The sequence below is a fragment of the Streptomyces sp. NPDC058274 genome, from assembly GCF_042881375.1.
Classification (GTDB): Bacteria; Actinomycetota; Actinomycetes; order Streptomycetales; family Streptomycetaceae; genus Streptomyces.
In genome coordinates, this window is sequence record NZ_JBHVXW010000023.1 from 1 (window position 1) to 12,744 (window position 12,744).

Sequence of the window (12,744 nt, forward strand, 5' to 3'; positions counted from 1 at the left end):
GTGCTTTCCAGGTTTCCGCTTCCGCGTTTCCCTTTCCGGCGGTTCCGACTCTATCAGATCCTTTCGGGCCTGATTCCCAGTCAGCGGGGGTTGTCCTCCCGGCCGTTGGGCCGTTCCGACGAGTGAGACTTTAGCGGAATCCTGGCTCCCGAGCTAATCGGGGTGGCGTCCTTTCGAACGCGGATTCCTCATTTCGCAAACACGCATGAAAACGAGCCGACGACGAGTCGTCGATCATTGAGTGCTTGTTGCGGAATGGCCATCCGGGGACCGACCGGAGTCGGCGCTCACGTCGGACAGCTCGGAGAACATTACGTACGGCGCTGGGGCGTGTCAACTTCGCTCCGGAGGGGGCTCTGGGGGCGTACTCTCGGAGGCATGACTACGCATGCGTGCACCCAGCTGTGGTGGGCCGCCTGACGGCGGCCGTACTCACGTATGTACTCAACGGCCGCCGCCTCGGCGGCCGTTCTTGTTTCTCCCTCCTGGAGGAGCGGCCGGCGGGCGCGGCGGCCTCGACCAGGAGGTGGAGAGATGACGCGGATCTTCAGTGGGGTCAAGCCGACCGGGCATCTGACGCTGGGGAACTACTTGGGAGCCGTACGGCGGTGGGCTGATGTCGATCAGCATCACGCCGATGCCCTGTTCTGCATCGTGGATCTGCACGCGCTGACCGTGGACCACGATCCGGGGCGGGTGCGCAGGCTCAGTCATCAGGCGGCCACGCTGCTGCTGGCGTCGGGGCTGGATCCGGAGCTGTGCACCGTCTACGTACAGAGTCATGTGGACGAGCACGCGCGGCTGTCGTATCTGCTGGAGTGCGTCGCGACCGACGGGGAGATGCGGCGGATGATCCAGTACAAGGAGAAGACCGCGCGGGAACGGGAGCGTGGGGGGAGTGTGCGGCTGTCCCTGCTGACGTATCCGGTGCTGATGGCGGCGGACATCCTGGCGTACGGGACGGACGAGGTGCCGGTCGGTGACGACCAGACGCAGCATGTCGAGCTCGCGCGGGATCTGGCGGTGCGGTTCAACCAGCGGTACGGGCAGACGTTCGTGGTGCCGCGGGCCACGCCTCCGACGGTGGCTGCTCGGGTGATGAATCTGCAGGAGCCGACGTCGAAGATGGGCAAGAGCGACGACGTCGGGCCCGGGGTGGTCTATCTGCTCGACGAGCCGGAGGTCGTGCGGAAGAAGATCATGCGGGCTGTCACGGACAGCGGGTCGGGCGTCGTCTACGACCGGGCGGAGCGACCCGGGGTCTCGAATCTGCTGGAGATCCTCGCGGCCTGTGAGGGTGGGAACCCCGAGGCCTTGAGCGGTGTATATGAGTCGTACGGCGCTTTGAAGAAGGACACCGCCGAGGCCGTGGTCGAGCTCCTCAGGCCCGTACAGGAGAGGCACAAGCAGTTGTGCGCGGATCCTGCGTACGTGGAGGGGGTGTTGCGGCAGGGTGCGGAGAGGGCCAGGGAGATGGCGAGGCCACGGGTGGATACGGCGTATCGGGCGATCGGCCTGCTGCCGGCGGGGTAGGCGGGCGCGGCCGCCGCTCGTCGGGCGCCGCGTGGGCGGGCCCGCGCCGGTGCCGGGGACAGGGCATCCCCGGCACCGGCTGGGGGTCAGCTGTTGCCGGAGGCCAGCTGGCGGCTGCGGTCGCGGGCGGCTTCGAGCGCGGCGATGAGTGCGGCGCGTACGCCGTGGTTCTCCAGTTCGCGGATGGCGTTGATCGTGGTGCCCGCGGGGGACGTGACGTTCTCGCGGAGCTTCACGGGGTGCTCACCGCTGTCGCGGAGCATCACGGCGGCGCCGATCGCGGACTGGACGATGAGGTCGTGGGCCTTGTCGCGGGGCAGGCCGAGCAGGATGCCCGCGTCCGTCATGGCTTCGACCAGATAGAAGAAGTACGCCGGGCCCGATCCGGAGAGGGCGGTGCAGGCGTCCTGCTGGGACTCGGGGACGCGGAGCGTCTTGCCGACGGCGCCGAAGATCTCCTCGGCGTGGGCGAGGTGCTCGGCGGTGGCGTGGCTGCCCGCGGAGATGACGGACATGGCCTCGTCGACGAGCGCGGGTGTGTTCGTCATGACACGGACGACAGGGGTGCCCTGGGCGAGGCGCTCCTCGAAGAAGGAGGTGGGGATGCCCGCGGCGCCACTGATGACCAGGCGGTCGGCGGGGATGTGCGGGGCGAGTTCGTCGAGGAGCGTGCCCATGTCCTGCGGCTTGACCGTGAGGATCAGGGTGTCGGCGGTCTTGGCGGCCTCGGGATTGCTGACCGGGGTGACTCCGTGGCGCTCCTGCAGTTCCTTGGCGCGCTCGGGGCGGCGGGCGGTGACCAGGAGGTCGGCGGGGGCCCAGCCGGCTCGGATCATTCCGCTGAGCAGGGCCTCGCCGATCTTTCCGGTGCCCAGGACTGCGACTTTCTGGCTCATGATGCGGTGCCCTCCGGGGTGCGTCGTCCGGTGTCCATCCTCGCACCCGGGGTGCCGTCGGGGGTGGGCTGTCCGTTGGGCGGGACACCTCCTGCCGGTTGCCGTGAACGGGGTGCGGCCCCGGCGCTCACCGCGTGTGCCCGTCGTACCGTCCGGGGTTCCCGCCGTCGGACGGGGTCGCCTTGGACCGCGGGACGGGGTGGGGCGGTCAGGCGGTCCGGCGCCGCAGAGTGGCCGCGCCCAGGGTGAGGACCAGCAGGGCGCAGGCGGCGACGATCACGGCGTCGCGGACGAAGGTGGCTGTCATGTCGGTGTGCTTGAGGACCTCGTTCATGCCGTCGACGGCGTACGACATGGGGAGGACGTCGGAGATGGTTTCGAGGACGGGGTGCATGTCGGAGCGGGGGGTGAAGAGGCCGCAGAGGAGGAGTTGGGGGAAGATCACCGCCGGCATGAACTGAACCGCCTGGAATTCCGAGGCCGCGAAGGCCGAGACGAAGAGACCGAGGGCCGTGCCGAGCAGGGCGTCGAGCAGGGCGACCAGGAGCAGCAGCCAGGGCGAGCCCGTCACGTCCAGGCCCAGGAACCAGACGGCGAGGCCGGTGGCGAGGGCGGACTGGACGATCGCGAGGGCGCCGAAGGCGAGGGCGTAGCCCGCGATGAGGTCGCCCTTGCCGAGGGGCATGGCGAGCAGGCGTTCCAGGGTGCCGGAGGTGCGTTCGCGCAGGGTGGCGATGGAGGTCACCAGGAACATCGTGATCAGGGGAAAGATCCCGAGGAGGGAGGCGCCGATGGAGTCGAAGGTGCGCGGGCTGCCGTCGAAGACATAGCGGAGCAGCAGGAGCATCACGCAGGGGATCAGGATCAGCAGCGCGATGGTGCGCGGGTCGTGCCGGAGTTGGCCCAGGACGCGGGCCGCGGTGGCGGTGGTGCGGGAGAAATTGATCGCGCGCGGGCGGGCCGGCGTGTTCGTGGCGGTGGGTTCGGTGAGGGCCGTGGTGCTCATCGGACGGTCTCCTTGCGGGGTTGGTCGCCGGGCGCGGGCCCGTCGCCGGTGGTGGTCCGGCGGGCGGGGGTCGAGGGGCCGTCGGCCGGGGGGCCGTCACCCGTGGTGTCGCTGCCCGTGGTGTCGCTGCCCGTGGTGTCGCTGCCCGTCGCGATGGCCTCGTCGACCAGGCGGAGGAAGGCGGCTTCGACGGTTGGGGTGCCGGTGCGTTCGCGCAGGGCGTCGGGGGTGTCGTCGGCGAGGATCCGGCCCTCGCGCATCAGGAGGAGGCGGTGGCAGCGCTCGGCCTCGTCCATGACGTGGGAGGAGACGAGGAGGGTGGCGCCCCGGTCGGCGGCGATGGAGTGGAAGAGGCTCCACAGGTCGCGGCGCAGGACGGGGTCGAGGCCGACGGTGGGTTCGTCGAGGACGAGGAGTTCGGGGGTGCCGAGGAGGGCGACGGCGAGGGAGACGCGGCTGCGCTGGCCGCCGGAGAGGTTGCCCGCGAGGGAGCCGGCGTGGGAGGTGAGGTCGACGTCGGCGATGGCCCGGGTGACGTGCTGGTGCCGGCGGTCGGCGGCTGCTCGGCCGGGGTCGAGGATCGCGGCGAAGTAGTCGAGGTTCTGGCGGACCGACAGGTCGTCGTAGACGGAGGGGGCCTGGGTGACGTAGCCGATGCGGGAGCGGAGCGTGGCGTCGCCCGCGGGGCGGCCGAGGACTTCGAGGGTGCCCGTCGTCCTGGCCTGGGTGCCGACGGTCGCGCGCATCAGGGTCGACTTGCCGCAGCCGGAGGGACCGAGCAGGCCGGTGATCTGTCCGCGCGGGACGGAGAAGTCGAGTCCTCGCAGGACCTGGCGGGTGCCGCGTACGACGGTGAGGCCTTCGGCGCGGACAGCGGGGGGCGCGCTGGGGGCCGTGGTGGGGGCCGTGGTGGGGGCCGTGGTGGGGTCCGGAGGACGGGGATTTATATTCATCATGTGATGATTATTGCTCCTCCGAGGACTTGCTCGTCAAGGTCCGAGACGTCGGAGACGGATGAGTCGGGCGGGGGCGTGCTGATCGCCGGTCAGGTGTACGCGATGGGGGACGCGGCCGCGGCCGCCGACGGGCCCGGGAAACGGGCCGGGCTCGTCTCGCTGGCCGGGGAGGCCGGCACCGTGGCGCCGGTGATCGGTGGTTCCACCGTGCTCGGCCTGCGTGCTCGTGGTGGGGTGGTTTTCGCCCCCGCCGCCCCTGCCCGTCCCGTACCAGGGGGCTCCGCCCCCAGACCCCCGTATCGCGCTGACGCGCTCGTCCTCAAACGCCGGACGGGCTGAAAATCTCCCGCCCGGGACGAGAGAGCTCACCGTCCGCGGGCAAAGAGTCGCCGGGGCACATCTCAGCCCCTCCGGCGTTTGAGGAGCGGGGTCTGGGGCGGAGCCCCAGGACGGGACGGGCAGGGGCGGAGGGGGCGAGAACCCCGTAGGGACAACCGGCCCGTGCCGGCCCGCCAGGGTGGGAAACGGCCGGGGCGGGAAACGGCCGAGACGGGAACGGCCCGGGGGGACGACCGGGGCGGGAAAACGGCCGGGGGGAAACGCCCGGTGGGAAACGGGTCCCTACCCGTGTCGTTTCCTTGAGGGGTTGCCCGTGCGGCGGGTGGTGCGCCGGGTGTGCTGGGCGCGGGCGGCGTCGTACTCGTGGCGGTGGAGTTTCTCGCCGGGGGCCTCGGTGAGGGAGCGGAAGAAGTACGCGAGGAGGGAGCCGACGAAGCCGATGGCGAGGAGGCCGCGGAGGGAGGCCTGGCGATCGGGGTCGGGGCGCTTGCCGAAGGCGTCCCAGGTGTGGCGGAAGGCAAGGGCGCTGCACACCGCGAACATCACGACGACCAGGAGCGTGACGGGCTTGCCGACGTCGGCGATCGCCAGGCCCTGGTAGGCGAAGCGCAGCACGAAGCAGGCGGCGGCCGCGGCCGCGAGCGAGCCGAGGGCCACGGCAGCCCGGCGGCCCGTATAGCCGCCGTCGTGTTCCACCCACGTCGTCCCGAAGAAGCGGATGGGCTCGGGCTGGGGGCCCGCGGGGGTACCGGTCTCGTCACTCACCCGACGATTATCTCCCCGGCGACCGGTCCGCTATCTCCCCGGCGACCGGTCCGCCGCGGACCCCTGCCCTTCGGCACTGAGGTCACTGAGGTCACTGAGGTCACTGAGGTCACTCAGATCACTCAGATCACTCAGGTCACTCAGATCACTCAGGTCACTCAGGTGCAGCGCGGCGCGATGTAGCCGTCGCTGCCGGTCTTCACGTAGGCGTCCGAGACGTACTCGCCGTTCGCGATGTTGTCCCAGATGCTCGTCTTGCCGTACGGGCCGGTGACGGTCTCCCCCGGGCGCTGGCAGAAGATCGCGACGCGCGAGCCCTCGGGCAGGACGCGGGTGATGCGGTAGGTGGTGCCGGGGCCGCTGCGGACGTTCAGCGTCTGGCCCGGGGCGATGGAGTAGTAGTGCAGTGCCGCAGACTCGACATCAGGTGCGGGTGCGGGTGCGGGTGCGGGTGCGGGTGCCGTCGCCGTCGCCGTCGCCGTCGCCGAGACGGTCTCCGTCGTGGGCTCGGCCTCTGTCCCCGTAGTGACTTCGGCTTCGCTGCCGTCTCTTGTGCTGCCTTCGATGCGGTCAATGGCCATGTGGGCCTCCCCCGTTGAATCAGACATGGAAAACCTGCGTGCGACGTCGCGCCCGTCGCTGCGTGAAGCGCGCCGGGTTCCCCCGAAAACACGCCAGGCACAGTTGTACGTAAGTCGCACGCGGAGGCTAGCAAGCCGCCTCTGTCTCGTACGAGTCATCGACTAGGCTCCGTGCGTCGCGCGCGCGGACGAACAGCACGGGGGTGGGTCCATGGCGCCACAGCGGAACACCGGAGCGGACGCGGAAGCGGAACTGCCTGAATACGCCGGCCACTACCGTCTTGAGGAGCGGCTCGGGTCCGGTGGGATGGGCGTCGTCCATCTGGCCCGCAGCGGCTCGGGGCGGCGGCTAGCGGTGAAGGTCGTGCATGCCGAGTTCGCCAAGGACCCCGAGTTCCGGGGCCGGTTCCGGCAGGAGATCGCGGCCGCTCGGCGGGTGAGCGGTGCGTTCACCGCGCCGGTCGTCGACGCCGACCCGGAGGGCGCCCGGCCCTGGATGGCCACGCTGTTCATCCCCGGCCCGACCCTCGCCGAGCAGGTGAAGCGGAACGGTCCGATGCCACCCGCCGAGTTGCGGCGGCTGATGGCCGGGCTCGCCGAGGCGCTGCGTGACATCCACCGGGTGGGCGTCGTCCACCGGGATCTGAAGCCCAGCAACGTCCTGCTCGCCGAGGACGGGCCCAAGGTCATCGACTTCGGCATTTCCCGGCCATCGGACAGCGAACTGCACACCGAGACGGGCAAGTTGATCGGCACTCCGCCCTTCATGGCTCCGGAGCAGTTCCGCCGGCCGCGGCAGGTGGGGCCGGCCGCGGACATCTTCGCGCTGGGCTCGGTGATGGTGCACGCCGCCACCGGCCGCGGGCCCTTCGACTCCGACAGCCCGTACGTCGTCGCGTACCAAGTCGTCCACGACGAACCCGACTTGACCGGCGTACCGCAGAATCTCGCCCCGCTCGTCACGCGGTGCCTCGCCAAGGAGCCGGAGGTCCGGCCCACCCCCGACGAGCTGATGCGCGCACTGCGCTCGGTCGCGGCCTCGTACGACACCCAGGCGTTCATACCGGCCCAGCGGGCGGTGCCGGCCGGCCCCGCGGTTGCGGACGGACCGGCGGGCGGGAACGACGGCGCGGGGGCGCCCGGGGTGCGGCACGGACGGCGGCTGCGCCGGCGCATGATCCTCCTGACCGGGGTCCTCGCGCTCGTCGCGGGCGGGGTGCTGGTGTCGGCCGGGCTGTCCGCATCGGGTGACGCGACCCCGAAGGACAGCCGAGCGCGGTCCGCGCCGGCCGCCCCGAGCGCCTGGAGCCGCAAGCCCGCCTCCGGTGCCGGGACGACCGACGGAACACCCCAATGCTCGTACGGCGCAGGGAAGTTGTTCTGTGCCCAGCCCGGGCTGATCTCCGCTCTGGACCCGGTCGACGGCAAGGTGCTGTGGCGGCACACCTTCGGCGAGCGGGACGCGCCGGTTCCCGCGCCTGCCGTGTCGGGCGGGCTGGTGCACGCCGTCACCCAGCAGGGGCAGCGGCTGGAGGCCCTCGATCCGGCCACGGGCAGGACCCGCTGGACGCGGAACATCTCGGCGTACGGCGGTGTGGAACACGCCGGCGGCACGGTGCTGCTGACCGGCGCCGACGGGGCGGTCACCGGAGTGGACGGCGCCACGGGCAAGAACCGTTGGAGCCACCGGCTGCCCGGGGACCACATGCCGACCGTCGTCTCCTTCGGCGGGAACGCGAGCGCCGGCGGCGGGAGCGGCGAGGGCGGGAGTGGCGAGGGCGGGGCCGCGCTCGCGTACGCCACGAGCGCAACGCCCGACGGGTCGAGCACGCGGGTCGTCGCCGTGGACCCCGATACCGGCGATGTGCGCTGGGACGCCCGGCTGCCGGGCACCCTGACTCCGGTCGGCACGCGGCAGGGCGCCCTGGTCCTCACCGCCGCGAACAAGGACGGCGAGACGAACGCCCTGGTGCGGTACGACCCCGAGGCCAAGACCTCGCGCCGGGCCCCGCTCGGGGTGGCGCTCCCCCAGGCTCGCGCCACCGTCCGGGGGGACACCGCGTATCTGCTGGCCACCGGCGGCGGGATGGTGGCCGTCGACCTGGACGCGCTGCGGCAGCGGTGGCGGCTTGAGACCTCCGTGAGCCAGGGCTCCACCCCGGCCGCGGACGACCGCCACGTGTACTTCACCGCCGCCGACGGCCGGCTGCTCGCGGTGGACGCCCGCGCGGGCAAGCTCGTCGGGCAGACCGGGATTCGGCTCGCGGCGGCGTCGGACCGGGTCGTGGCCGGGCTGCCGGCGCCCGCCACGGCCGGCGGGCGCGTGTACGCGAGTGCGCCGGACGGGACCGTGTTCTCGGTGGCGGGGGACGATCCGGCCGACTGGTGAGGCTCGTATCGCCACCTCTCCGCGTGCGTATCGCCACCTCTCCGCGTGCGTATCGCCACCTCTCCGCATGCGTATCGCCACCTCTCCGCATGCGTATCGCCACCTATCCGCATGCGGTGAGGGGCCGCTCCAACGGGAGCGGCCCCTCACTGGGTCCGTGTGCGGGCCGGCGCGCGGGCCGGAGCTCAGCCGAGCTTCGAGACGTCCCGGACCGCTCCCTTGTCCGCGCTCGTGGCCATCGCTGCGTAGGCGCGCAGGGCGGCGGAGACCTTGCGGTCGCGGTCGACGGGGGCGAAGACGCCGTTCAGGGCCTCGCGGCGGGTCACCAACTCGGCGTCGGAGACGAGGAGTTCGATCGTACGGTTCGGGATGTCGATGCGGATGCGGTCGCCGTCCTGGACGAGGGCGATCGTGCCGCCGGAGGCCGCCTCGGGGGAGGCGTGGCCGATCGACAGGCCCGAAGTGCCGCCGGAGAAGCGGCCGTCGGTGATCAGCGCGCAGGTCTTGCCGAGGCCGCGGCCCTTGAGGAAGGAGGTCGGGTAGAGCATCTCCTGCATACCCGGGCCGCCCTTGGGACCCTCGTAACGGATGACCACCACGTCGCCGTGCGTGATCTGCTTGTTCAGGATCTTCTCGACGGCCTGCTCCTGCGATTCGCAGACGACCGCCGGGCCCTCGAAGGTCCAGATGGACTCGTCGACACCGGCCGTCTTCACGACACAGCCGTCCACGGCGAGGTTGCCCTTGAGGACCGCCAGGCCGCCGTCCTTGGAGTACGCGTGCTCCGCGGAGCGGATGCAGCCGTTCTCCGCGTCCTCGTCGAGGGCCTCCCAGCGCTCGGACTGGGAGAAGGCCTCGGCGGAGCGCCGGCAGCCGGGGGCCGCGTGCCACAGCTCGATGGCCTCGGGGGACGGGGAGCCGGCCCGCACGTCCCACGTCTTCAGCCAGTCCGCGAGGGAGGGGCTGTGGACGGAGTGCACGTCCTCGTTCAGCAGGCCGGCGCGGTGCAGCTCACCCAGCAGGGCCGGGATACCGCCCGCGCGGTGCACGTCCTCCATGTAGTACGTACGGTCCTTGGCCACGTTCGGTGCGACCTTGGCGAGGCAGGGGACGCGGCGCGAGACCTCGTTGATCTCCTCCAGGCCGAACGGGACGCCCGCCTCCTGGGCGGCGGCCAGCAGGTGCAGGATCGTGTTCGTCGAGCCGCCCATGGCGATGTCCAGCGCCATCGCGTTCTGGAAGGCCGCGAGGGTGGCGACGTTGCGCGGCAGGACCGTCTCGTCGTCCTGCTCGTAGTAGCGGCGGGTGACGTCCATGACCGTGCGCGCCGCGTCCTCGTACAGGCCCTTGCGGGCCGTGTGCGTGGCGAGGACCGAGCCGTTGCCGGGGAGCGAGAGGCCGATGGCCTCCGTCAGGCAGTTCATCGAGTTGGCGGTGAACATGCCGGAACAGCTGCCGCAGGTCGGACAGGCGTTCTCCTCGATACGGAGGATGTCCTCGTCCGAGATCTTGTCGTTCACCGCGTCCGAGATCGCGTCGACCAGGTCGAGCGTGCGGACCGTGCCGTCGACGAGGGTGGCACGGCCGGACTCCATCGGGCCGCCGGAGACGAAGACCGTCGGGATGTTCAGGCGCAGGGCCGCCATCAGCATGCCCGGCGTGATCTTGTCGCAGTTCGAGATGCAGATCAGGGCGTCGGCGCAGTGGGCTTCCACCATGTACTCGACGCTGTCCGCGATCAGGTCGCGGGAGGGCAGGCTGTAGAGCATGCCGCCGTGGCCCATCGCGATGCCGTCGTCGACCGCGATCGTGTTGAACTCGCGCGGGATGCCTCCCGCGGCGGTGATCGCCGCGCTCACGATCCGGCCGACCGGCTGGAGGTGGGTGTGGCCCGGCACGAACTCCGTGAACGAGTTCGCCACCGCGATGATCGGCTTCCGTCCGATGTCCGCGCCCGGTACACCGGAGGCGCGCATCAGGGCGCGTGCGCCCGCCATATTGCGGCCGTGGGTGACAGTGCGGGACCTCAGCTCGGGCATCGTCGCTCGCTCCTTCGGAGAGTTGTGACTTCCGTCGAGCCTACGCCGGTGCGCCACGATTCGGACAGAGCGTCCGGAATGCGGGACGGGTGTCTCGGTGAGCGGGCCCTGTTCCCGCCCCGGTCTCGGGGGCGTGCGGTGCAGGGAGTGTGCGGGTCGGTGGGGGCGTCAGGGGCCTGTCAGGTGTGCCTGTACGACCGGGGCGATCCGTTCGATGATCCGCTCCGGGTCCGCCGAGGCCAGGGGCTCGATCTGGATGACGTACCGCAGCATCGCGACCCCGACCAGCTGGGCCGCCGCGAGCTCGGCGCGCAGCTCGGGGTCCGGGACGTCCAGCTGCTGGGCGATACGGCGCAGCAGCTGCGCGGCGATCAGCCGGCGGAAGACCGCGGCCGCCGTCTCGTTGTTCACCGCGGACCGCACGATCGCGAGCAGCGGCGTACGGGTCGACGGGTTTTCCCAGATGCCGAAGATGAAACGCGTCAGGCGTTCGCCGACGTCGTCGAGGGAACCGTTCTCGATCGCGTTCGGAGCCTCCAGGGCGGGGGCGAAGGCGCCCTCGATGGCCGCCTCGAACACGTTCTCCTTGGTACCGAAATAGTGGTGCACCAGCGCCGAGTCCACGCCGGCGGTCTTGGCGATCCCGCGTACGGACGTCTTCTCGTAGCCCCGCGCGGAGAACTCCTCCCGCGCCGCGGCCAGGATGACGTCGCGGGTGGCCGGGGAGGCCGCCGTCTCCGTACGGGACGGGCGGCCCCGGCGGCGCGGGGCGGGGGCTGCCGCGGTCATGGCCGGGGCACCTTGACCGCGGAGGCGAGGTGGAGCCGGGTGAAGGCCAGTGCCTCGGCGAGGTCGGCCTCCCGTTCGGCGCTGGACATCGCGCGGCGGGTGTTCACCTCGATGACGACGTGACCGTCGAAGCCGGTGGTCGCGAGGCGCTCCAGGACTTCCGCGCAGGGCTGGGTGCCGCGGCCGGGGACCAGGTGTTCGTCCTTGTTGGAGCCGTTGCCGTCGGCGAGGTGGACGTGGCCGAGGCGGTCGCCCATGCGGTCGATCATCTTCAGGGCGTCCGTGCGGGCGGTCGCGGTGTGGCTGAGGTCGATCGTGAAGTGCCGGTAGTCCTCGGTCGTGACGTCCCAGTCGGGGGCGTACGCGAGCATCTCGCGGTCGCGGTAGCGCCAGGGGTACATGTTCTCGACGGCGAACCGGACGTCCGTCTCGTTCGCCATCCGCCAGATGCCCTCGACGAAGTCCCGGGCGTACTGGCGCTGCCAGCGGAACGGGGGGTGTACGACGACGGTGGCGGCGCCGAGCTTCTCCGCGGCGGACTGGGCGCGCTGGAGCTTGGTCCACGGGTCGGTGGACCACACGCGCTGGGTGATCAGCAGGCACGGGGCGTGGACGGCGAGGACCGGGATCCGGTGGTAGTCGCTGAGTCTGCGCAGCGCGTCGATGTCCTGACTGACCGGGTCGGTCCAGACCATGACCTCGACGCCGTCGTAGCCGAGGCGCGCGGCGATCTCGAAGGCCGTCGCCGTCGACTCCGGATACACGGACGCCGTGGACAGCGCGACCTTCGCATCCGGGATGCGCACCACTGGTTCTGCCACGAAGGACAGAGTACGGGGCGGGGTGGGTGGGGTGGGGGGCCGGTGCCTTTTGCTGGCGGGGGCGCCTTGGGCGGGGTTCGCTGTTCCGGGGGTGGGTGGGGCACCGTCCCTCGGTGCGTGGGGCCGCCGTCCCTCGGTGCGTGGGGCCGCCGTCCGGCGGTGGGTGGTTCGCCTAGCGCCGGTAGGTGGGTCGGGTCCGTGCCGGTACATCCGCCCGTCGCCCTACCGGCTGTGCTGTCTTCTGGGGGCGCTCGCTTGCCCGTCCTCACGCATGGCGACGGGCATTTGATGTACCGGCACGGCCCCTTCGGTACGGGGGCGACTGCGGGTGCATGGGGGTTGCGGGCGTGGCGGCCCGCCGACGCTGTCCTGCACTGTGGGCTGGGGCGACCCGCCGTCGTTGTCTTGCGCTGCGGGCAGCGGCAACCGTCATCGCTTCGAGCAGCGGGCACGCGGTGGCGGCGAAGCCGCATGGCTGCGGGCAGCGGGCACCCCGGCGACCAACCGCCATCGCTGCCGGCAGCGGGCACCCGCAGGTGGCGGCGAAGCCGCACGGCTGCGGCGGCGGGCACGCGGTGGCGGCGAAGCCGCATGGCTGCGGGCAGCGGGCACCCCGGGGGGCGGCGAAGC

The 12,744-nt window shown here is 71.5% G+C and carries 11 protein-coding genes; 3 read left to right on the forward strand and 8 right to left on the reverse strand.

Annotated elements, in window-relative coordinates:
• Positions 1-534: 534 nt before the first annotated feature.
• A complete protein-coding gene (gene trpS / locus ACFVYF_RS32475; RefSeq protein ID WP_389461178.1) occupies positions 535-1,533 on the forward strand; it encodes a tryptophan--tRNA ligase in 999 nt (332 codons plus the stop codon).
• Positions 1,534-1,619: 86 nt separating this feature from the next.
• Here the strand turns inward: trpS and proC are convergent, their stop codons facing one another.
• The 3 genes from proC to ACFVYF_RS32490 all read right to left on the reverse strand — a co-directional run bounded on the left by proC (position 1,620) and on the right by ACFVYF_RS32490 (position 4,391).
• The gene (gene proC / locus ACFVYF_RS32480; RefSeq protein WP_383291258.1) at positions 1,620-2,429 is read right to left on the reverse strand and encodes a pyrroline-5-carboxylate reductase; all 810 of its coding nucleotides are present in this window, start codon (positions 2,427-2,429) and stop codon (positions 1,620-1,622) included.
• 208 nt (positions 2,430-2,637) lie between these two features.
• Positions 2,638-3,435: an ABC transporter permease gene (locus tag ACFVYF_RS32485; RefSeq protein ID WP_389461180.1), complete on the reverse strand. Its 798-nt coding sequence runs from the start codon at positions 3,433-3,435 to the stop codon at positions 2,638-2,640.
• Entirely contained in the window at positions 3,432-4,391 is a 960-nt protein-coding gene (locus ACFVYF_RS32490) for an ABC transporter ATP-binding protein (RefSeq protein WP_389461182.1), read from the reverse strand. Before ACFVYF_RS32490 ends, ACFVYF_RS32485 begins: the two co-directional genes overlap by 4 nt.
• A 75-nt stretch (positions 4,392-4,466) precedes the next feature.
• On the opposite strand from ACFVYF_RS32490, the gene ACFVYF_RS32495 reads away from it, so the two are divergent.
• Complete coding sequence (locus ACFVYF_RS32495; protein WP_389461184.1) at positions 4,467-4,730, forward strand: hypothetical protein; 264 nt, start codon at positions 4,467-4,469, stop codon at positions 4,728-4,730.
• 282 nt (positions 4,731-5,012) lie between these two features.
• Here ACFVYF_RS32495 and ACFVYF_RS32500 read toward each other — a convergent pair whose 3' ends face one another.
• Together ACFVYF_RS32500 and ACFVYF_RS32505 are read right to left on the reverse strand one after the other, a co-directional pair.
• A complete protein-coding gene (locus tag ACFVYF_RS32500; protein ID WP_389461186.1) occupies positions 5,013-5,495 on the reverse strand; it encodes an EamA/RhaT family transporter in 483 nt (160 codons plus the stop codon).
• Between the two features lie 158 nt (positions 5,496-5,653).
• A complete protein-coding gene (locus tag ACFVYF_RS32505) occupies positions 5,654-6,076 on the reverse strand; it encodes an SH3 domain-containing protein (RefSeq protein ID WP_389461188.1) in 423 nt (140 codons plus the stop codon).
• 211 nt (positions 6,077-6,287) lie between these two features.
• Here ACFVYF_RS32505 and ACFVYF_RS32510 point away from each other — a divergent pair, with 211 nt between their 5' ends.
• Entirely contained in the window at positions 6,288-8,465 is a 2,178-nt protein-coding gene (locus ACFVYF_RS32510; RefSeq protein WP_389461190.1) for a serine/threonine-protein kinase, read from the forward strand.
• A 185-nt stretch (positions 8,466-8,650) separates the two neighbouring features.
• On the opposite strand, the gene ilvD is transcribed toward ACFVYF_RS32510, so the two are convergent.
• The 3 genes from ilvD to ACFVYF_RS32525 all read right to left on the reverse strand — a co-directional run bounded on the left by ilvD (position 8,651) and on the right by ACFVYF_RS32525 (position 12,114).
• Complete coding sequence (gene ilvD / locus ACFVYF_RS32515; protein ID WP_389461192.1) at positions 8,651-10,504, reverse strand: dihydroxy-acid dehydratase; 1,854 nt, start codon at positions 10,502-10,504, stop codon at positions 8,651-8,653.
• A 168-nt stretch (positions 10,505-10,672) separates the two neighbouring features.
• The gene (locus ACFVYF_RS32520; protein WP_389461194.1) at positions 10,673-11,293 is read right to left on the reverse strand and encodes a TetR family transcriptional regulator; all 621 of its coding nucleotides are present in this window, start codon (positions 11,291-11,293) and stop codon (positions 10,673-10,675) included.
• The gene (locus ACFVYF_RS32525) at positions 11,290-12,114 is read right to left on the reverse strand and encodes a sugar phosphate isomerase/epimerase family protein (RefSeq protein ID WP_389461196.1); all 825 of its coding nucleotides are present in this window, start codon (positions 12,112-12,114) and stop codon (positions 11,290-11,292) included. The genes ACFVYF_RS32520 and ACFVYF_RS32525 overlap by 4 nt, the downstream gene beginning before the upstream one ends.
• Between the last annotated feature and the right edge of the window lie 630 nt (positions 12,115-12,744).

Excerpts from the sequence above, each read along its gene's own strand:
- trpS (WP_389461178.1), top strand. The coding sequence starts at position 535 with ATGACGCGGATCTTCAGTGGGGTCAAGCCGACCGGGCATCTGACGCTG.
- proC (WP_383291258.1), bottom strand. The coding sequence starts at position 2,429 with ATGAGCCAGAAAGTCGCAGTCCTGGGCACCGGAAAGATCGGCGAGGCC.
- ACFVYF_RS32485 (WP_389461180.1), bottom strand. The coding sequence starts at position 3,435 with ATGAGCACCACGGCCCTCACCGAACCCACCGCCACGAACACGCCGGCC.
- ACFVYF_RS32490 (WP_389461182.1), bottom strand. The coding sequence starts at position 4,391 with ATGATGAATATAAATCCCCGTCCTCCGGACCCCACCACGGCCCCCACC.
- ACFVYF_RS32505 (WP_389461188.1), bottom strand. The coding sequence starts at position 6,076 with ATGGCCATTGACCGCATCGAAGGCAGCACAAGAGACGGCAGCGAAGCC.
- ACFVYF_RS32510 (WP_389461190.1), top strand. The coding sequence starts at position 6,288 with ATGGCGCCACAGCGGAACACCGGAGCGGACGCGGAAGCGGAACTGCCT.
- ilvD (WP_389461192.1), bottom strand. The coding sequence starts at position 10,504 with ATGCCCGAGCTGAGGTCCCGCACTGTCACCCACGGCCGCAATATGGCG.
- ACFVYF_RS32520 (WP_389461194.1), bottom strand. The coding sequence starts at position 11,293 with ATGACCGCGGCAGCCCCCGCCCCGCGCCGCCGGGGCCGCCCGTCCCGT.